Origin of the sequence: Jannaschia marina (genome assembly GCF_013404595.1) — a bacterium.
Taxonomy (GTDB): domain Bacteria; phylum Pseudomonadota; class Alphaproteobacteria; order Rhodobacterales; family Rhodobacteraceae; genus Jannaschia; species Jannaschia marina.
In genome coordinates this window covers 48,322-66,833 of sequence record NZ_JABVAX010000001.1, presented here as the reverse complement: position 1 = coordinate 66,833, position 18,512 = coordinate 48,322, and the positions used below count along the sequence as shown (strand labels likewise).

Here is an 18,512-nt window from a genome sequence, read left to right as displayed (position 1 = left end):
GCTGTCAAACGGTGAAGCTGGGCGGCACGGTCTTGAGCACGTCGTCGGGGATCCGGTCCGCCGTGTCGCTGATCGGGGCACCGAAGCCCGGGACGCGGCGGGCGATGGCGTCGAGCGCCCCCTCCGGGGCACCGCTCGCCATGGCGTGACGCAGGGCACGCAGGATATCGGCGACCTCGAATTCGCTGAGCCCATGCTCACGGACGCGGAAGATCTTGTGGTGCGCTGTTGGTCGCTCGGAGCCGTCGAAGAAAAGCTCCTCGTGCAGCTTTTCCCCGTCACGCAGACCGATGAAGTCGATCGCGATGTCTCCGTTCGGATTGGCCTCGGAGCGGACGGTATAGCCCGCGGCCTCGATCGCCTGCCGGGCGAGGTCGACGATCTTGACGGCCTTGCCCATGTCGAGAAGCAGCACCTCGCCCCCTTCGGCGAGCGACCCGGCGCGCAGAACGAGGCTCGCGGCTTCGGCGATCGTCATGAAATAGCGGGTGACGTGGGGATGCGTCACCGTGACGGGGCCGCCACGGGCGATCTGATCCTCGAAGATCGGCACGACGGAGCCGGAGGAGCCCAGGACGTTGCCGAAGCGAACCATGGCAAGGACGGGGCCATCCTCGGGAACGCGGGACGCGATGTCCTGCACGACGAGTTCGGCCAGTCGCTTGGAGGCTCCCATGACCCCGCGGGGCCGCACGGCCTTGTCGGACGAGATCAGGATGAAGCGCTCCACGCCGAACTGTACGGCGGCATTCGCGAGCGTCTGAGTCCCGAGAACGTTGTTGGCCAGCCCGGCAAGCGGGTTCTGCTGCACGAGGCCCACGTGCTTGTAGGCGGCAGCGTGGAGGACGACCTCGACATCGTGCTCGGCCAGCACCTGGCGCACGTGCCGCGGGTCGGTCACGGACCCGAGCACGGGGATGAGGTCCACGCCCATTTCCTTTGCGGTGTTCTGAAGCTCCTGCTGCACGGTGAAGAGCGCGATCTCCGAGAGTTCGAACAACACGAGCCTGCGCGGTTCGCAGGCGATGAGCTGCCGACAGAGCTCCGACCCGATGGAGCCGCCGGCTCCGGACACCATCACCGACTTGCCCTGATATCCCTCGTTGCCCTCCATCAGGGGCGCGCGGACCTCGTCGCGGCCGAGGAACATGCGGTGCTTGCTGCCTTTGATCGGCTGAAGACGGTCCACGAGCGTCTCCTGTCCGATGAGCTGCGAAAAGGACGGCAGCATCTGCACGTCGAGCCCCATGCGCTCGAGCCGGCGCGCGATGCGGGCCTGTTTCGGCGGCGAAAGCGACGGCACTGCCAGAAGAACGCGGTGGATTCGCTTGCGCGCCGCAATCTCGGCCACGCGCACGGGGGTATAGACCGGCAACCCTCCGATGCTGAGACCCTGGAGCGACGGGTTGTCGTCGACGAAGGCCACCGGCTCGATCTCGGCGTGACCGCGCAGCGCGCGCGCAAGTTGCGTGCCCGTCGTGCCCGCCCCGTAGATGAGGACGCGCGTGACCTTGTCGCCCCTGCGATAGATCGCCAGCACGACCTGCAGAAGCACGACACGGGAGACCGTCATCATCAGAAAGAGGCTGGTCGCGAAGACGAGCAGAACCGACATCGGCAGATTTACGCCGAAGATGTAGGCCAGCACCGAGGATCCGGCCGCCAGAAACACCGATAGAGAGGCCGCGTGGAGCGTCGCGTGACCATCGAACTCCGCCAGTTGCAGCGCCGGCAGGCCGAGAGCGACGAGGAGCGCGCCTGAAACCAGCAGCAGATAGGGAAGGGCGACCGACAGCGTCTGGAAGAGCGGCGGCATCTGTTCCGGAAGCGGATTGAGAAGGAGCGCAAACAAGAGCGCAGCGACCACGAAAAAGAGGTCAAGTACCAGAAAGAAAACGTATTTCTCCCGGCGAGTCAGGCGCTGGAGTACAAGCTCCGGCTTGCCCAGATCCGAAATCTTCATTCAATATTCCCCGCGGACCAGATTGGCCCAAGACTGCAAAACCAGCCGCAGTGACCAGAAAGCCCGCCCGGAAAAGACGCGCAGCCTCTGCGGCCTGAACTCAAAAACCTGACCGGACCATATTTAAACGGTTCGATTCTAGCAACTTGCCACCGGTTCTCCGGAAACCGGCGACAAGCGATTTGACGCACCGGGCGGTTTGAGTAGGGTGGCCGCGGGCTGCAGTAGGGCCGATGACGATTTGCTTTCGAAAGATTTAGACCATGATGCCGCGCCTCTTCCGCCCGCTCCTGACCATGCTCTTGTGTTGCGTCCTGGCCTCCTGTTCCCTGCCACGCGGGGCGGCGCTCCAGTCGGAAGTGCTGAAGGCCGACGAGGACGTGAATGCCGACTTCGCCGTCTATCCGGTCACGCGCGCGCTCCTGCCCTCGGTGCTCGAATGGCCGCGGGTCAATGACGTCCACCTCGGCTGGATCACGACGAGCCACGGATCGGTCGGGCAGGTCATTCGCCCGGGTGATCTGGTTACGCTGACGATCTGGGACAGCGACCCGAACTCGCTGATCGTGCCGGTCGAAGGGCGGCAGATCACGCTCGAGCCGATGGTCGTGTCCCCCGCGGGGTCGATCTTTTTGCCCTATGCCGGCAACGTCCGTGTCGCCGGCCGCTCGCCGCAGGCTGCCCGGGAGGTCGTGCAGAACGCGCTCACCGCCGTCGCCGACTCGGCCCAGGTTCAGCTTTCCATGGAGGAAGGGCGGGGCAACTCGGTCGATCTTGTCGGGGGCGTCCAGAACGCCGGCACGTTCCCCATGCCCGACAACAACTACACCGTCCTGAGCCTGATCGCAGCCGGCGGCGGGGTGGACACATCCCTCGTCAATCCGCAGATCAGGCTGCAACGCGGCTCGCAGATCTACGGCACGTCGATGAACCGTCTCTATGCGGAGCCTAACCTCGACACCCTCCTGCGCAATGGCGACCAGGTGGTGGTGAAGGAGGACGATCGCTACTTCCTGTCGGTCGGAGCGGCGGGCGAAGAGGCCCTGCATCCCTTCACCAAAGATGTGGTCAGCGCCATGGATGCGGTGTCGATCATCGGGGGGCTCAACGATACGCGGGCCGATCCGAAAGGCATCCTGATCCTGCGCGAATACCCCGCCTCCGCCCTTTCTGCCGGTGTGCGCGGGCCGCGCAAGCAGCGCGTCGTGTTCTCGATGGACCTGACGAGCGCGGACGGTCTCTTCTCGGCCCGGAACTTCCCGGTGATGCCCAAGGATCTCGTTTACGTGACCGAGAGCCCGATCACGACGACGCAAACCGTCTTTGGACTGGTCGGATCGGTCTTCGGCCTCGCGCGGCAGGCGACGACGAACTGAGTCTCCTGCCGTGCGCCGGCATCATTCGTTAGCAATGCGTTAACTGATCGTTCCGATGGTCCCGGCCTTCACATCTTCGGAGGCCGCGGCACCCATGTCGGAAAATACCCAGATCCTGTCCCTGCCCCTGATCCAGGGCGGACAAGCGCAGAAGCACATTACCCACAACGAGGCCCTGCGCGCGCTGGATGCGCTGGTTCAGCCGGTGGTCTTCGACATCGACCGAACCACGCCGCCGACCCTGCCAGACGAGGGGGACCGGCATATCGTGGCAGCGGGCGCGAGTGGCGAATGGACCGGACAGGACGGTTCCATCGCGGTGCGCGAAGGCGACGCCTGGCAATTCTATGCCCCGGCCGAAGGCTGGCGCGCGCATGTGCGCGCGCTCGATGCGGAGCTCGTCTTCGATGGCAGCGACTGGGCGCAGCCGGCCACCGCAACGCTAGGGATCAACACCGCCGCAGACACGACCAACCGCCTTGCCGTCGCCTCGGATGCGACGCTGCTGACCCATGCCGGCACAGGCCATCAGGTAAAGATCAACAAGGCGAGCACAGGCGAGACCGGCAGCCTGCTCTTCCAGACGGCTTTCTCGGGGCGGGCCGAAATGGGCTGCGCCGGATCTGACGACTTCGCGGTGAAGGTCAGCCCGGACGGCACTGCCTGGAACACGGCCATGACGGTCGACGCGGCAACGGGCGAGACGCGTTTCCCTTCGGGCGTCCGCGTCCCGCGCGAAGTTCCGCTGGGCGGCCGCTGGTATTGCTATACCGATAATCGCTGGGTCACGTTCTCGACGAGCTACGGGCCGACGTCGGAGAACCGCAATTCTTCGGCCGGAACCGGCAGTGAACCATCGACGAGCTGGACACACATCGGCCTGTTCGTCCGGGGCGGCACCCGTCTTCTGAGCCTCGATGGTATGCTTCGCGCATCTTCGACGCAGGTGACGGGCTACGACCTGCGGATCTGCGTCCAGACCGGTGCCCTCGACGGCAGCTGGAACACGGCAAGCGAGACCCAGAAGACGACGATCCATGCCTCGGACAACCGGCCGATGGGAACTGCGTGGCATGGGCTCTCCGCCGATCTGACATCGACGGTCGTGCCGCAGGATAGCGCCGTGCTCATCTACATTCGCCCGCACGGCACGTTGAGTGGCACGCGGTATCTGTATTCCACCCTGCAGCTTCGGCTGGAGTGACGGTTAGCGGAACCGCAGGGTTCCGGCATGAAGCCGGCCGACGCTGTTGGTCGCCGCGACGAGCCGTTCGGTGATGCCCGCTTCCGAAAGAGCATGACCCGCGAAGGGCGCGAAATCGAGCGTCCCCCCGGGCCAGCCCTCGGCCAGCAGGTGGGCCGAAAGCGGCGGGCAGACCATGTCGTAGCGGCCCTGCACGATATGCCCCCGGATCCCGCCGAGACGATCGAGGTTCGCCCGGATCCAGCCGTCGTGCTCCAGGAAGCCGCGGTGGGTGAAATAGTGGTTCTCCAGCCGGGCGAAGGCGCGGGCGTATTCGCCCCCCGGCTCGCCGGCGCGCCCCTGCGACTGAACCGAGGCGAGCGCGTTTTCCCACATGGCCCAGGCGCGGGCGAACTTTACCTGTTCGTGCGACGCGGTGTCGAAGAGGCGGCGGTGATACGCGGCGATGAGATCGTCGCGCTCGGCCTCGGGGATCATCGCGCGGAAGCGTGACCATTGCTCGGGCCAAAAGGCCCCGGCCCCGCCGCCGTAGAACCACGCGAGCTCCCGCTCTTCCATCAGAAAGACACCGCGCAGGAACAGATGCGCCGCGCGCTCGGGGTGGGTGATCGCGTAGACGAGCGAGAGCGTGGCCCCCCAACTGCCGCCGAAGACGGCCCAGGCGTCGATGCCGAGCGTTGCCCGGATCTCTTCGATGTCGGCGACGAGGTGCCACGTCGTATTGTCCGCCACCGCGGCATGGGGGCGCGAGCGACCGCAGCCCCGTTGATCGAAGAGCACGACGCGCCAGATCGCCGGGTCGAAGAAGCGCCGCATGATCGGGCTGCAGCCCCCGCCCGGTCCGCCGTGAAGCACGACGACCGGCAAACCATCGGGGTTGCCGCATTGCTCCACATAGACGCGGTGGCCGTCACCCACGTCCAGCATTCGCTGATCGAACGGATCGAGCGGCGGGAAGAGTGCGGATGTGCGGGTCTGACGCGTGTTCTGGTCCATCTTGCGACCTATATAGACTTCGTGCGCGGCGTCACCACCGCCGCCGTGGCGAAACGAGACCGGGCGAGGATCCATGAGCAGCACCATCGACGCAGGCGAGATCGAGAAGTTCCAGGCGATGGCCGCCGAATGGTGGGATCCGAACGGCAAGTTCAAGCCGCTGCACATGCTCAACCCGTGCCGGCTGGACTACATCACGACGCAGATCGCGGCGGAGTTCGACCGCGACCTGAAAGCCGAGCAGCCGTTCGACGGCCTGCGCATCCTCGACATCGGGTGCGGCGGCGGGCTCCTGTCGGAGCCGATGGCACGGCTCGGGGCGACGGTCGTCGGCGTCGACGCGGCGGAGCGCAATATCCCCGTCGCGCAGGCCCACGCCGAACAATCGAGGCTCGACATCGACTATCGCCATACCTCGGCCGAGGATCTGCTACAGACCGAAGAGCCGGTGTTCGACGCCGTGCTCAACATGGAAGTTGTCGAGCACGTGTCGGACCCGCTTGCCTACCTGACCGCCTGTCACGATCTCCTGCGGCCCGGCGGCATCATGATCTGCTCCACCATCAACCGGAACCCGAAGTCCTATCTGATGGCGATCATCGGTGCCGAGCACGTGATGCGCTGGCTGCCGAAGGGCACGCACGAATGGTCGAAGTTCATCACGCCCGATGAGCTGTTCGGTCTGCTGGAGAAGGCCGGAATGCGCCCCGAGGACCGCATGGGCTTCGTCTTCAACCCGGTGTCGTGGAGCTGGCGGCTTTCGGAGCGCGACCTCTCGGTCAACTACGTCACCGCGAGCGTCCGGCCCGAAGACGCGACGGATCAGGGCGCGGCGTAGCGGGCCATGAAGGTCTCGACCGCGCCATCGACGACGCGCGCGATCTCCTCGTCGGTGGCACTCTCGCGGAGACCGAAAATCATCTCGGTGAAGAGCTGCGCGTGACAGAGTTCGATAAACTGGTCGGAGGCGAGCTTCAGATCGTCGATGACGAGATCGCCCTTCTCGACCGCCTGTTCGAAATAGGCGCACATGGTTGCATGGAAGACTTCCGGACCGGTGCGGTAGAATTCACGTCCGAGCTCGGGAAACCGGTCACGCTCGGCCACGCACATGCGGAAGATCGCCTGACCGAACGGAGAAAGCACCAGACCCATCATGCGCCGTCCGGCGTCGGACAGAACCTTGCGCGGATCGTCGTAGGCATCGAGGATTCCGGCCGCCTCGTCGATCTGGGTCAGACATTCGGTCTTGGCCACCTCGAGGAAAAGCAGGCGCTTGTCGGGAAAATAGCTGTAGAGCGTCGCCTTCGAGACGCCGGCGGCCTTGGCGATCGCGTCCACGCTGGCCCCTTCATAGCCGTCGGCCGTGAAAACCTCGCGTGCGCCTTCGAGCACCTGGTCGAACTTGCGACCCTTCTTGACCGGCGTTGCGTCGTTCATGTGTAGTCCGCTGTCATCGTGCGGAAATATAGCCCGGGACGCCTGTCACACAAGAACTACCGCACGGCAGGCTCCCGGGCCAGGGAACGTCACTGGCCATGCACCCGTGTCAACACGGCGGGTTCCAGCGGTTCCGACGGCGCTGCCTTCGGGAAGGTGAGGTAGGGCAGATGCACGCCCCAATTCTCGGCGAGGGTCGGCATGGCAAAGAGTGCAAGCGCGATGGCGAGCAGTGTCTGTTTCATCGGTTTCATCCTTAATGCGGCAGTCGTCGCAGGTCGTCAGGACGGGCGGGGACCGGGGAGAACGCCCCCGCCCGTTGCTCCGGCCACGGGGGATACGCGGCCGGAAAGTGGATCAGCTCTCGTCGTTCATGTCGCTGAGGCGCTTGATGACCTCGGCACGCGAGAGCATGCCGCAGTCGGCGGTGTCGATGTCCGCCGACCGCTCGAGCGAAGTGCACTCGCCGGGAGCCCCGCCGCTGCGCTGCGAGGTGACGGCCGGGGTGTCGACATAGCTCCAGTTGTCGTCGTCGATGTCGATTGCCCGGCTGGTCGGGCGATCATCGTCCACATACCAGCGGTCATCGTCGATCACGAGACGATCGGCGAAGGCCGGAGCGACGACCAGAGCGGCGAGGGTAGCAACGATCAATGTCTTCTTCATGGGGGGAGTCCTTTGGTTTGAAACGGAGAAACAAACTGAACCGTTTAGTACCGACTCGCTGATCGCAGACTTGCGACACAGCGTCAATCGAATTATAAACTAAACTGTTCAGTTTTTTTGCACATATAGGTGTGCGCTGCGGACAGGCCGAACCGCCGACCTGCCCGCAGGCCGCCCGCCCGAGGGGATGAAAACGGACGAAGCGGCGGTGCGACTCCGGGCGTCGGGACCCGGAGGACTGCTCGCGATGTCAGGAAATACCCTGTGACGGCCGGACGCAATTCGCGGAAAATAGCCGTCGGCCAAACTCTGCCCAGGGTTGCGCCATTCGCCGCCGAGTCTATCCTGCCGGCATGACATGGCACCCCCGATGCCGGCCCCCCGGGGCACAGCGATGAGCCGTCGGCTCCTCTTGCGGGGCGTGATCGCCGTCGCGCTCGGCCTTTCGGTCTGGTTCCTGTCGGATGCCCTCGTCGAGCGCACGCGCACCGAACAGAACGACGGGTGACCGGAGCCATGCGGACCATCCCGCGACGCCCCTCGCTGGACAGCGCACCACGCGCCCGCTAGCCGTCGATCATGCTCGCGATCTTCCTGAAAACCGTGCCGTTCTTCGCGTTGATCGCTCTCGGCTACTTCGCCGGCCGCACCAGGTTCTTCACTGCCGAGGCGACCACTTACCTCACGAAGTTCGTCTTCTGGTTCGCGCTCTCGGCCATGCTCTTCAACTTCGCGGCGAATCTGACGCTCGCCGAGATCCTCGACTGGCGTTTCATCACCGCCTACCTCTGGGGTTGCATCACGGTCTACCTCATCGCCACCGCCGTCGGCCTCCTGCGCGGGCTGTCCGTCGCCGAGGCGGCGGTCGAGGCGCAGGTCGCCATCATCGGCAACGTGGGGTTCCTCGGCATCCCGATGTTCATCCTGCTCCTCGGGCCGGCGAGCGCGGGGCCTATGCTGATGGTCCTCGCGGTCGACCTCATCGTCTTCTCGTCCCTCATCGTCATCCTCATCACCGGGTCACGCGATGGTCGCGTGTCGCTCTCGACGCTCAAGACGGTCGGACTGGGCCTCTTGAAGAACCCGATGATCGTCTCGATCGTGCTCGGCATCGCCTGGTCCTCCACGGGGCGCGAGCTATGGACCCCGATCAACGAGTTCCTCTCGATCCTCGGGGCCGCGGCCACCCCCGGCGCGCTCTTCGCGATCGGGGCCTCGCTCGCCGGCAAAACGGCGGAACGCATATCCGTCGCCGGTTGGCTCACCTTCTGCAAACTCGTTCTGCACCCCGCCGCGGTCGCCCTTTCGGCGCTGGTCATTTTCCCCGTGGCCGACCGCTTCGCCGCCACGGTGATGATCGCGGCAGCAGCATTGCCCGTCGCCGGAAACGTCTACATGCTGGCGCAGCACTACGGCGTCGCACCCCAGCGGGTCAGCGCCGCCATACTCGTCTCGACCGCGGTGTCGATCGTCACCGTCTCGGTCGTGATCGGCCTGCTCACCGGAGGAACCTGAATGAAGACTGTGTCCGAGAACCGCTGCTTCGGCGGCACGCAGGGCGTCTACACCCACGCGTCCACGGCCACCGGCACCGACATGACCTTCGGACTCTTCCAGCCGGAGGCCGCGACCGGTGCCGTCCTCTGGTATCTCTCGGGCCTGACCTGCACCCACGAGAACGCGATGACGAAGGCCGGCCTGCAGGCATGGGCGTCCGAGGCCGGCGTCACCGTCGTCTTTCCCGACACCTCGCCGCGGGGCGAGAGCGTGCCCGACGACGATGCCTTCGACATGGGACAGGGCGCGGGCTTCTATGTCGACGCGACCGAGGGCGACTGGGCGCGGCAGTTCAACATGGAAAGCTACATGATGGCCGACCTGCCCGAGGTCGTCTTCACCGCCTTCGACCTCGATCCCGCGCGCCAGTCGATCACCGGTCACTCCATGGGCGGCCACGGCGCGCTCACCCTCGCGATGAAACATCCGGGACGCTTCCGGTCGGTCTCGGCCTTCGCCCCCATCTGCAACCCCTCGGAAAGCGACTGGGGCGCACCCCAACTGACGGCCTACACCGGCGATCCGGCCGCCCACGACGCAACCGTATTGCTCACCGCCGGCGCGACCCTGCCGCCGACGCTCATTGAAACGGGCACATCCGATCAGTTCTTCGACAAGCTCGGAACCGCCGCCTTTGCCGCGGCGCTGGCAGAAACCCGGGCGGAGGCCGCGCTGAACCTTCGGCGCGGCTACGATCACAGCTACTTCTTCGTCGCGAGCTTCGCGCCGGAGCACGTCGCGTTCCACGCGGATCATCTGGCATGACCATCCAGGCTGTCATCTTCGACATCGGCAACGTCCTGATCGGCTGGCAACCCGAGGATTTCTACGACCGGGTCATCGGCGAGGACCGCCGGCGCGCCCTCTTCGCCGAAGTGGACCTCCACGGTATGAACGACCGCGTCGACCTGGGCGAAGGCTTCCGCGACGTGATCTACGAGACGGCGGCGGCACATCCTGCTTGGGAACCCGAAATCCGCCTCTGGCACGACCGCTGGCTGGAGCTGACAACGCCGGTGATCGGCCAGTCCGTGCGCCTTCTGCACGGATTGCGGGCCAAGGGGATGCCCGTCCACGCGCTCACGAACTTCGGGATCGAGAGCTTCGACCTGGCGCGTGGGCACTTCGATTTCCTGAACCACTTCGACCGGACGTTCGTCTCGGGCCACATGGGCGTGATCAAGCCCGCTCCCGAGATCTACGCGCAGGTCGAGGCGACGCTCGACCTGCCGCCGGCCGCGCTGCTCTTTGCCGACGACCGGCCCGCTAACGTCGAGGCCGCGCGCGAACGTGGCTGGAATGCCCACCTCTTCGAAGGGCCCCAGGGCTGGGCCGACCGGCTCGTCGCGGAGGGTCTGCTGACGCTGGAAGAAAGCCTGTGACCCCGCCCTTCATCGGCACAGAGGCCGAGCCGCATCTCGACTGGCTGGCCCTCGGGCGGGCGTTCGAGGCCGGACATCGCCTGCCGAAAGCGCAGGTCGAGGACAGCTTCCTCTACCGCGGCGACGATACGATCCTGAGCCGCGCCGCCTGGATCGACGGGCTCGGCGCATTGGTGAAGACGGCGACGATCTTTCCCGGAAATGCCGCGGCAGGGAAACCGACGATCGGTGGTGCGGTCTCTCTCCTCTCCGACACCGACGGCACGCTGGCGGCGACGCTCGACTTCGCGCTGGTGACCAAATGGAAGACGGCGGGCGACTCGCTCCTCGCCGCCACGCGCCTCGCCCGCCCCGACAGCCGTCGCATCCTCATCGTGGGCGCGGGGACGGTGGCGGCCTCGCTCCACGCGGCTTATTCCGCCGCCTTCCCCGGTGCCGCCTTCTCCGTCTGGTCCCGCACCGCCGCGAACGCGGCCGCCTTCGCCGAGGCACACGGAGCAGACCACGCCACCGATCTCGCGACCGCCGTGCCCGCCGCCGACATCGTGACCTGCGCCACCATGACGACCGAGCCGATCCTGCGCGGTGAGTGGCTTCGCCCCGGCCAGCACATCGACCTGATCGGTGCCTACCGCCCGGACATGCGCGAGGCCGACGACGGCGCACTCACGCGTGCCAGCATCTTCGTGGACGTCCGCGCGACGACGATGGACCACATCGGCGAACTCAGGATCCCCCTCGCCGCCGGCACCATCACGCCGGACGACGTGCAGGCCGACTACTACGACGGCGACGCCATGCGCCGGACCTCCGATACGGAGATTACACTCTTCAAAAACGGCGGCGGGGCCCATCTGGACCTGATGACGGCGCGCTACATTCTGGACGCCGTCGGCTGATCCATCTTCCTTCCAGGAAATACTCCGGGCGAGTCGGCCCAGGCCGACGGGGGCGGTGCCCCCTACCCGTCGAGCAGACCTTCGGAGCGGAACGATACCTCCGCACCCTTGCCGATGACGATATGATCGTGGAGCACGATGCCGAGCACGCCCGCCGCCTCCGCGATCCTCCGCGTCATCGCGATGTCGGCCTCGGACGGGGTCGGATCGCCTGACGGATGATTGTGCACGAGGATCAGGGCGGACGCGTTGAGCGCGAGCGCGCGCTTCACCACCTCGCGCGGATAGACCGGCACATGGTCGACCGTCCCCTCGGCCAGTTCTTCATCCTCGATGAGCACATTCCTGCGGTCGAGGTAGAGCACGCGGAATCGCTCCGTCCCCTGATGCGACAGGGCCGTGCGCAGATAGGTGAGCAAGACATCCCAGGAGGACAGCACCGGCCGGTCGATCACCCGTGCGCGCGCCATGCGATGTGCGAGCGCTTCGAGCATCTTGATCTGCTCGACCACGGCAGGTCCGGCACCATTGACCTCGGTCAGACGCTCCGCCGGCGCGGCCATGACCTGGCTCAGATCGCCGAAGACCTGCAACAACTCCTTCGCGAGCGGCTTCACGTCCCGCCGCGGGAGCGCCCGGAAGAGCAGGAGTTCGAGCAATTCGTAGTCGGGCATGGCGGCGGCCCCGCCCTGCATGAACCGTTCCCGCAGGCGCGCGCGGTGGGCCGCGCGATGATCGGAGGCGGTGCCCGCCCGCCTGGGGACGGGAAGGACGGGCACCGGGGGAGAGCCGAAGAGATCCGGCAAGGGCGCTTCGGCGAAATGGCCTTTCGCGCCACCGGTCCGGATATGAGCGAGTCGGTTCATGGCCCCAACTCATCTTTCAAGTGTTAAGATGAGGTTAATACACGCCGAGCGTGCACGCCGGCGACCTCAACCGGCCGTCGTGGGATGGAACCGCCCCGCGGGCGAAAGGGTGAAGATCTCCGCCCCGGTCGCGGTCACGCCGACCGAATGCTCGAACTGCGCCGAGAGCGACTTGTCCCGCGTCACCGCCGTCCAGTCGTCGGCCAGCACCTTGGTCTCGGGACGGCCGAGGTTCACCATCGGCTCGATGGTGAAGAACATCCCCTCCTCGAGCACCGGCCCCGTGCCCGGCCGACCGTAGTGCAAGACGTTCGGCGGCGCGTGGAACACGCGGCCGAGCCCGTGCCCGCAGAAGTCGCGCACGACCCCCATGCGGTGCCCCTCGGCATAGGCCTGGATCGCATGGCCGATGTCGCCGAAGGTCTTGCCCGGCGCGACCGCCTCGATCCCCTTCATCAGAGCGTCATGCGTCACCTGTATGAGCCGCTCCGCCTTCCGCGAAAGCTTGCCGGCCACGTACATCCGCGAGGTATCTCCGAACCAGCCATCGACGATCACGGTGACGTCGATGTTGAGGATGTCCCCATCCTTCAGAACCTTGTCGCCCGGGATGCCGTGGCAGACCACATGGTTCACGCTGATGCAGGAGGCGTGCTGATACCCCTTGTAGCCGATCGTGGCAGAGGTCGCGCCCGCAGCCTCGACCCACTCGGTGATGAGCCGGTCAAGCGTGCCCGTCGTGGCCCCCGGGACGACATGCTCGGCGATCCGGTCGAGGATTTCGGCGGCAAGACGGCCAGCCTTGTGCATCCCGGCGAAATCCGCGTCCTCGTGGATGCGGATGCCGTCCCGGGTCAGTCTGCCGCGATGTTCGTCCAAGGCCACTCTCCTGCCATTCGCGCCCCATGTAAGGTGCCCGCGCCGGATTATCCACCTGTCACCGGCAGCGGCGGACCGGCCTCGACGCCTTCGGTCGTGATCCGCGATGACAGCGCCAGCACGTCGACCCCCGCCGCCCGCGCCGCCCCGAACGCCCGCGCGTAGCCCGGGTCGATGTCGGCCGCCACCGAGACGCGGTCGCAATCCGTGCGCTGCACGAGGAAGATCAGCACCGCACGATGCCCCTGCCGGACCATCTCGGCCAATTCGTCCATGTGCTTCGCCCCGCGCGTCGTGACGCAGTCCGGAAACTCGGCCAGCGTGCCGTCCCGCCGAAGGTGGCAGTTCTTGACCTCGACATAGGTGTCGCCCCGATCACCGGTCACGAGGAAATCGACGCGCGAGTTCGCCCCGTATTTCACCTCGGCCCGTACCGCCCCCGTCAGGCCCGGCACCGCCCCCGCGCGCAGCGCCTCACCCACGACGCGGTTCGGGACGCCGGTGTCGATGCCCGCTATATGTCCGCCCGGCAATTCGGTCAGCCGCCAGCCGTACTTCAGCTTCTTGCGCGGGTCGTCGTTCGGCTCGACCCAGACCCGCATCCCCGGCTCGGCCAGCCCCGTCATCGCCCCGGGGTTCGGGCAATGCGCCGTCACCTCCCGCCCGTCCTCCAGCACGACATCGGAGAGGAACCGCTTGTAGCGGCGCAGGAGCGTGGCGGGCACGAGCGGAGTGTAGAACTTCATATAGCGTCCAACCTACTAGGTTTGCCCTACATTTCGGGTTATACACAAGATGACGGTCTATACGAATCGTACCGTCACGGCAGGCACGCCGTGACGGTACTTAGTTACGGCTCCGCAAAACCCTGAGGGCTGGTGCGGGATGGCGCGTCACACCTCCTTTGATAAGAGGAGGGCTGCCAAGTCAAGCCAGCTCTCGTAGTCCTAGGAGGATCGGCCAATGCCGACTTACTACGTCAACAAAAACCGCCAGACGACTGGCGACCAAAACTATGAAGTTCACATCGACAACGGTACCTGTCCCTATCCACCGAACCTCGAGAATCGAGTCGGCCTTGGCTTTCACGCCAACTGTCAGTCGGCCGTAGCGGCGGCGGAACGTGCAGGATATTCACCGGCAAACGGCTGTTACTGGTGTCTCAATGAGTGCCATACCGGCTAACTAGAGATGTGGGGCACTAGCCCCGCATCCACAGTCGGAGAAGCCCATGCCCAACCCCACCGCCGCCATGCTCGTCATCGGGGACGAGATCCTCTCGGGGCGCACGCGCGACGCCAACATGCACCACCTGGCCGGGCGCTTGACCGAGGCGGGCATCGACCTGAAGGAGGTGCGCATCGTCTCGGATGACCACGACCAGATCGTCGCCGCCCTGAACGACCTGCGGGGCACATGGGAGACCATCTTCACCTCGGGGGGGATCGGGCCGACGCACGACGACATCACCGCCGACGCCGTCGGCGCGGCCTTCGGCGCGACGGTCGATGTGCGCGAGGATGCCCGCGCCCTCCTCGCCGCGCATTATGCACGCACCGGCTCGGAGCTGAACGCCGCTCGCCTGCGCATGGCGCGCATTCCCGAAGGCGCGACGCTGATCGACAATCCGGTCTCCGTCGCGCCGGGTTTCACGCTCGGCAACGTCCACGTCATGGCCGGCGTGCCGAGCGTCTTCCAGGCGATGGTCGCAAGCGTGATCCCCACGCTGACGGGCGGCGCGCCGCTCCTGTCGACCTCGACGCGCATCGACCGCGGCGAGGGCGATATCGCCGGACCGCTGGGCGCGCTTGCCACGGAATACGCCGACCTCTCCATCGGCTCCTATCCGTTCCAGAAGGACGGCCGCTTCGGGGCCAACATCGTCATCCGCGGGCAGGACCGGGCACGCCTCGACGCGGCGACCGCCCGGCTCGCCACACTCTTCGGATGACGGAACCGCTCCCCGACGCCGCCGCGATCATGGCGGCGGTGCGCGCCACTTGGCCGCCCTCGGCGCTGCACCGGGTCGGCCCTTTCGACTTACCCGCCGAACAAGAGGGCACCCGCCGCGCGACCTCCGCCCGCCAACGGCCGGGCGCGACCGTCACGCCAGACGACATCGCCGCCGTCGAGACCGCCCGGCCCGGCACCGTCTTCGGCACGATCGACGGCACGGAGGACGCGACGGCCGACCTGTTGGCGGCACGAGGCTACAAATCCGGTGGAATCTCGGATCTCATGGCCGGCCCGGTCACGCCCATCTGCGGCGAAACGCCCCGCGTTTCGGGTTTCGCCCATTGGCCGCCCCTCGCCGTCTGCGGCACGCTCTGGGACGCCCACGGCAACCCCGCGCCCCGGCGCGCACCCGCCGACCGCGCGCCGGACCCGAAGACCACGATCCTGCTGCGCCATTCCGACCGGGCCGCCGGCGCACTCTTCGTCGGCATCCACGCGCGCCTCGCCGTGCTGCACCTCGTCCTGACCCTGCCGCGCTTCCGGCGGCAGGGCGTCGGCCGCCTCGCCCTGCGCCACGCGGCCAACTGGGCGGCCGAACGGGGCGCGGACCACATCGTCCTGCCGGTCGAAGCAGACAACGCCGCCGCCGTCGGCTTATATGAAGGCGCAGGCCTCGTGCGGCGGGGCGGCTACAGATACTGGACCCAGACGTGACCACCGACACCGCCCCCACCGCGCTCGACCTGCCGCCGCTCGATCCGCTGCCGGAGGAGACGCAGCGCTACTTCGACATCTGCGCCGAGAAGCTCGGGTTCGTGCCGAACGTGCTACGCGCCTATGCCTTCGACGTCGAGAAGCTCAACGCCTTCACCGCGATGTACAACGACCTGATGCTTGCACCCTCGGGGCTGACGAAGCTCGAACGGGAGATGATCGCCGTCGCCGTCTCGGCCGAGAACCGCTGCTTCTACTGCCTCGTGGCCCATGGCGCGGCCGTACGGGCCCTCTCGGGCGACCCGACCCTGGGCGAGATGATCGCGATGAACTACCGCGTCGCACCGCTCGACGCGCGTCAGCGGGCGATGCTCGACTTCGCGGTCCGGATGACCAAAGCCTCCGCCACCATCGAGGAGGGCGACCGTCAGGCGCTGCGCGACGCGGGCCTGAGCGAGCGCGACATCTTCGACCTCGCCGCCGTCGCCGGGTTCTTCAACATGACGAACCGCGTCGCCTCGGCCATCGCCATGGCCCCGAACCCCGAGTACCACGGGCAGGCGCGGTGAAGGCACTCGCGGCCCTGCTTCTGCTGCCGCTGCCCGCCGGGGCCGCCGAACTGGCGATGCCCTTCTCCGCGCGCGAGACCTTCACCGAGGCGCGGCCGCTGTCGAGCCATCGCATCGCCACCGCCCGCTTTGCCGGAACCCTCCCGTCGGTCACCGCCGAGGGTGCCGTCACGCGGCGCATCTGGCAGGTGACCGGGGCCGAGACCACGCTCCAGATCCTCGCGCCACTGCGCGAACAGCTTGTGGAACAGGGCTACGAGCCGATCTTCGAATGCGCGACCCGCGCCTGCGGCGGCTTCGACTTCCGTTTCGAGATCGACGTGACGCCCGCGCCGCAGATGTTCGTCGACCTCGCCGATTTCCGCTATCTCGCCGCGCAGCGCGGCGCGGCCTGGGTCACCGTGCTCGTCAGCCGTTCGGGCGATCTGGGCTTCGTGCAGACCACGACCGTCGACCCGAACGCCGAGGTCGCGCCGGCCCAGAGCACCTCCTCCCCCGCTCCGCCGCCCGCACCGCCGACCGTCCCCCAGCTGATCGGCACGCTGGTCGAGACCGGGCGCGCCGTACTGGCCGATCTCGAGTTCGAGACGGGCTCGACGGCTCTCGCCCGCGACAGCTATCCGTCGCTCGACGCGCTGGCCGCGTTCCTGGAGGCCAATCCCGAAACGACGATCGCGCTCGTCGGCCATACGGATGCGGAAGGCGGGGCCGAGGGCAACATGGCGATCTCGCGCCGCCGCGCCGACAGCGCCCGCGCGCTGCTGACCGACACCTACGGCATCGCGCCCGGCCGCATCGACACCCACGGCGTCGGCTTCTTCTCGCCGCTGACCCGCAACGACACCGAAGCCGGGCGGGAAGCGAACCGCCGCGTCGAAGTCGTCATCACCTCGACCGAATAGCCCCGTTCCTCTGGCCCCAAATACGCGAACGGACCGCCGGAAACGGCGATCCGTCGAAAATTCATCCTGCCGCCCGGCGCGCCACGCCGGAGCGGCGTCTGCTCACCATCCGCCGGGTCCGCGGTCGCGGAAGCTCTCGACCAGGAAGTCGATGAAGGCGCGAACCTTGGGCTGGGTGTAGCGGCCCGGCGGATAGACCGCGTAGATGCCCTGCGTCTCGGGGGCCATGCCCTCGATCGCCGGCACGAGCTTCCCCTCTTTCATCGCCTCCGCATATAGGAAATCGGGCAGGAAGGCGATGCCGAGGCCGCCCATCGCGGCGTTCAGGAGCGACTGGCCGTCGTTCACCGTCAGCCAGCCGGCGGAACGGACCTGACGCTTCTCGCCCGAGGGTGCGGTCAGACGCCAGACCGAGCCGTTCGCCTGGTTCGAATAATGCAGGAGCTTGTGCTCGTTCAGGTCGTCGATCCGCTGCGGGCGCCCGTATTCCTCGAGGTACTCGGGCGAGGCGATCATCTGGCGGTGCGTCTCGGCCAGCTTGCGCGCTCGCAGTGAGCTGTCTTCCAGGTCGCCGATGCGGACAGCTAGATCGAAGCCTTCGGAGATGAGTTCCACAAAGCGGTTGTCGAGCACCATGTTGACGGTGATGTCGGGATACTCGTGCAGAAAGCCGCCGAGGATGGGCGACAGGTGGTTCACCCCGAAATCCGTCGCGACGGAGACGCGCAGCATCCCCGACGGGGCCGATTGCATCGAGGTGACCAGCGCATCCGCCTCGCCCGCGTCGTTCAGGACGCGGCGCGCGCGGTCGTAGTAGGCGAGCCCGATTTCCGTGGGCGAGACCCGCCGGGTCGTGCGGTTCAGGAGACGCGCGCCGAGGCGCGTCTCGAGCGAGGAGACGTGCTTGGAGACCGCGGATTTGGAGATCCCCAGCTTCTTGGCGGCATCGGTGAAACCACCCTGGTCGACGACCGTGGCGAAGGCTTCCATTTCAGACAGGCGATCCATACGGCAGACCCTTTGGCAACGAATGACTTGCCCCGAGGAATGCCCGTGGAATACGGCAGCTTCGTGCCGGTCGTGGGTCAATGCCGGTATCGTTTCGGGATTAAAGCGGGGCAGGAAACAGGGAACCGGCCCTAT

Annotated in this window: 20 protein-coding genes; 11 read left to right on the top strand and 9 right to left on the bottom strand. The window is 66.7% G+C overall.

Annotated elements, in window-relative coordinates:
* Nucleotides 1–4 precede the first annotated feature (4 nt).
* Nucleotides 5–1,963: a polysaccharide biosynthesis protein gene (locus HSX43_RS00365; protein ID WP_179378103.1), complete on the bottom strand. Its 1,959-nt coding sequence runs from the start codon at nt 1,961–1,963 to the stop codon at nt 5–7.
* 266 nt (nt 1,964–2,229) lie between these two features.
* Between HSX43_RS00365 and HSX43_RS00360 the strand changes: the two genes are divergently transcribed.
* Both HSX43_RS00360 and HSX43_RS00355 read left to right on the top strand, forming a co-directional pair.
* The gene (locus HSX43_RS00360; protein WP_179378102.1) at nt 2,230–3,339 is read left to right on the top strand and encodes a polysaccharide biosynthesis/export family protein; all 1,110 of its coding nucleotides are present in this window, start codon (nt 2,230–2,232) and stop codon (nt 3,337–3,339) included.
* Nucleotides 3,340–3,433: 94 nt separating this feature from the next.
* Entirely contained in the window at nt 3,434–4,543 is a 1,110-nt protein-coding gene (locus HSX43_RS00355; protein WP_179378101.1) for a DUF2793 domain-containing protein, read from the top strand.
* 3 nt (nt 4,544–4,546) lie between these two features.
* On the opposite strand, the gene pip is transcribed toward HSX43_RS00355, so the two are convergent.
* Complete coding sequence (gene pip / locus HSX43_RS00350) at nt 4,547–5,539, bottom strand: prolyl aminopeptidase (protein ID WP_179378100.1); 993 nt, start codon at nt 5,537–5,539, stop codon at nt 4,547–4,549.
* A gap of 73 nt (nt 5,540–5,612) precedes the next feature.
* On the opposite strand from pip, the gene ubiG reads away from it, so the two are divergent.
* Nucleotides 5,613–6,377: a bifunctional 2-polyprenyl-6-hydroxyphenol methylase/3-demethylubiquinol 3-O-methyltransferase UbiG gene (gene ubiG / locus HSX43_RS00345; protein ID WP_179378099.1), complete on the top strand. Its 765-nt coding sequence runs from the start codon at nt 5,613–5,615 to the stop codon at nt 6,375–6,377.
* On the opposite strand, the gene HSX43_RS00340 is transcribed toward ubiG, so the two are convergent.
* The 3 genes from HSX43_RS00340 to HSX43_RS00330 form a co-directional block, all read right to left on the bottom strand.
* Complete coding sequence (locus tag HSX43_RS00340) at nt 6,362–6,979, bottom strand: TetR/AcrR family transcriptional regulator (protein ID WP_179378098.1); 618 nt, start codon at nt 6,977–6,979, stop codon at nt 6,362–6,364. The two genes, ubiG and HSX43_RS00340, sit on opposite strands and share 16 nt — an antisense overlap.
* Nucleotides 6,980–7,068: 89 nt before the next feature.
* Nucleotides 7,069–7,224 (bottom strand): hypothetical protein, encoded by a 156-nt coding sequence (locus HSX43_RS00335; protein WP_179378097.1) that lies wholly within the window; start codon nt 7,222–7,224, stop codon nt 7,069–7,071.
* A gap of 112 nt (nt 7,225–7,336) precedes the next feature.
* Nucleotides 7,337–7,645 (bottom strand): hypothetical protein, encoded by a 309-nt coding sequence (locus HSX43_RS00330; protein ID WP_179378096.1) that lies wholly within the window; start codon nt 7,643–7,645, stop codon nt 7,337–7,339.
* Between the two features lie 579 nt (nt 7,646–8,224).
* Between HSX43_RS00330 and HSX43_RS00325 the strand changes: the two genes are divergently transcribed.
* Genes HSX43_RS00325 through HSX43_RS00310 form a run of 4 tightly spaced genes read left to right on the top strand, consistent with a single transcriptional unit; the run spans nt 8,225 to nt 11,483 of the window.
* Nucleotides 8,225–9,160, top strand: coding sequence for an AEC family transporter (locus HSX43_RS00325; protein ID WP_179378095.1), 936 nt, complete (start codon nt 8,225–8,227; stop codon nt 9,158–9,160).
* Nucleotides 9,161–9,967, top strand: coding sequence for an S-formylglutathione hydrolase (gene fghA, locus HSX43_RS00320; RefSeq protein WP_179378094.1), 807 nt, complete (start codon nt 9,161–9,163; stop codon nt 9,965–9,967).
* Complete coding sequence (locus HSX43_RS00315; RefSeq protein WP_179378093.1) at nt 9,964–10,584, top strand: HAD family hydrolase; 621 nt, start codon at nt 9,964–9,966, stop codon at nt 10,582–10,584. Before fghA ends, HSX43_RS00315 begins: the two co-directional genes overlap by 4 nt.
* Complete coding sequence (locus HSX43_RS00310; protein ID WP_179378092.1) at nt 10,581–11,483, top strand: ornithine cyclodeaminase family protein; 903 nt, start codon at nt 10,581–10,583, stop codon at nt 11,481–11,483. The genes HSX43_RS00315 and HSX43_RS00310 overlap by 4 nt, the downstream gene beginning before the upstream one ends.
* A 62-nt stretch (nt 11,484–11,545) precedes the next feature.
* On the opposite strand, the gene radC is transcribed toward HSX43_RS00310, so the two are convergent.
* From radC to sfsA, 3 genes are all read right to left on the bottom strand, one after another.
* Complete coding sequence (gene radC, locus HSX43_RS00305) at nt 11,546–12,349, bottom strand: RadC family protein (protein WP_179378091.1); 804 nt, start codon at nt 12,347–12,349, stop codon at nt 11,546–11,548.
* Nucleotides 12,350–12,415: 66 nt separating this feature from the next.
* Nucleotides 12,416–13,228 (bottom strand): type I methionyl aminopeptidase, encoded by an 813-nt coding sequence (gene map, locus HSX43_RS00300; RefSeq protein ID WP_179378090.1) that lies wholly within the window; start codon nt 13,226–13,228, stop codon nt 12,416–12,418.
* A 47-nt stretch (nt 13,229–13,275) separates the two neighbouring features.
* Nucleotides 13,276–13,974, bottom strand: coding sequence for a DNA/RNA nuclease SfsA (sfsA, locus tag HSX43_RS00295; protein ID WP_179378089.1), 699 nt, complete (start codon nt 13,972–13,974; stop codon nt 13,276–13,278).
* 485 nt (nt 13,975–14,459) lie between these two features.
* Between sfsA and HSX43_RS00290 the strand changes: the two genes are divergently transcribed.
* Genes HSX43_RS00290 through HSX43_RS19890 form a run of 4 tightly spaced genes read left to right on the top strand, consistent with a single transcriptional unit; the run spans nt 14,460 to nt 17,369 of the window.
* Complete coding sequence (locus tag HSX43_RS00290) at nt 14,460–15,179, top strand: competence/damage-inducible protein A (RefSeq protein ID WP_179378088.1); 720 nt, start codon at nt 14,460–14,462, stop codon at nt 15,177–15,179.
* A complete protein-coding gene (locus tag HSX43_RS00285) occupies nt 15,176–15,898 on the top strand; it encodes a GNAT family N-acetyltransferase (protein ID WP_179378087.1) in 723 nt (240 codons plus the stop codon). The genes HSX43_RS00290 and HSX43_RS00285 overlap by 4 nt, the downstream gene beginning before the upstream one ends.
* Nucleotides 15,895–16,467, top strand: coding sequence for a peroxidase-related enzyme (locus HSX43_RS00280; RefSeq protein ID WP_179378086.1), 573 nt, complete (start codon nt 15,895–15,897; stop codon nt 16,465–16,467). Before HSX43_RS00285 ends, HSX43_RS00280 begins: the two co-directional genes overlap by 4 nt.
* Nucleotides 16,464–17,369, top strand: coding sequence for an OmpA family protein (locus HSX43_RS19890; protein ID WP_179378085.1), 906 nt, complete (start codon nt 16,464–16,466; stop codon nt 17,367–17,369). Before HSX43_RS00280 ends, HSX43_RS19890 begins: the two co-directional genes overlap by 4 nt.
* Nucleotides 17,370–17,471: 102 nt before the next feature.
* Here the strand turns inward: HSX43_RS19890 and HSX43_RS00270 are convergent, their stop codons facing one another.
* On the bottom strand, nt 17,472–18,377 hold the full coding sequence (locus tag HSX43_RS00270) for a LysR family transcriptional regulator (RefSeq protein ID WP_179378084.1): 906 nt from the start codon (nt 18,375–18,377) through the stop codon (nt 17,472–17,474).
* Between the last annotated feature and the right edge of the window lie 135 nt (nt 18,378–18,512).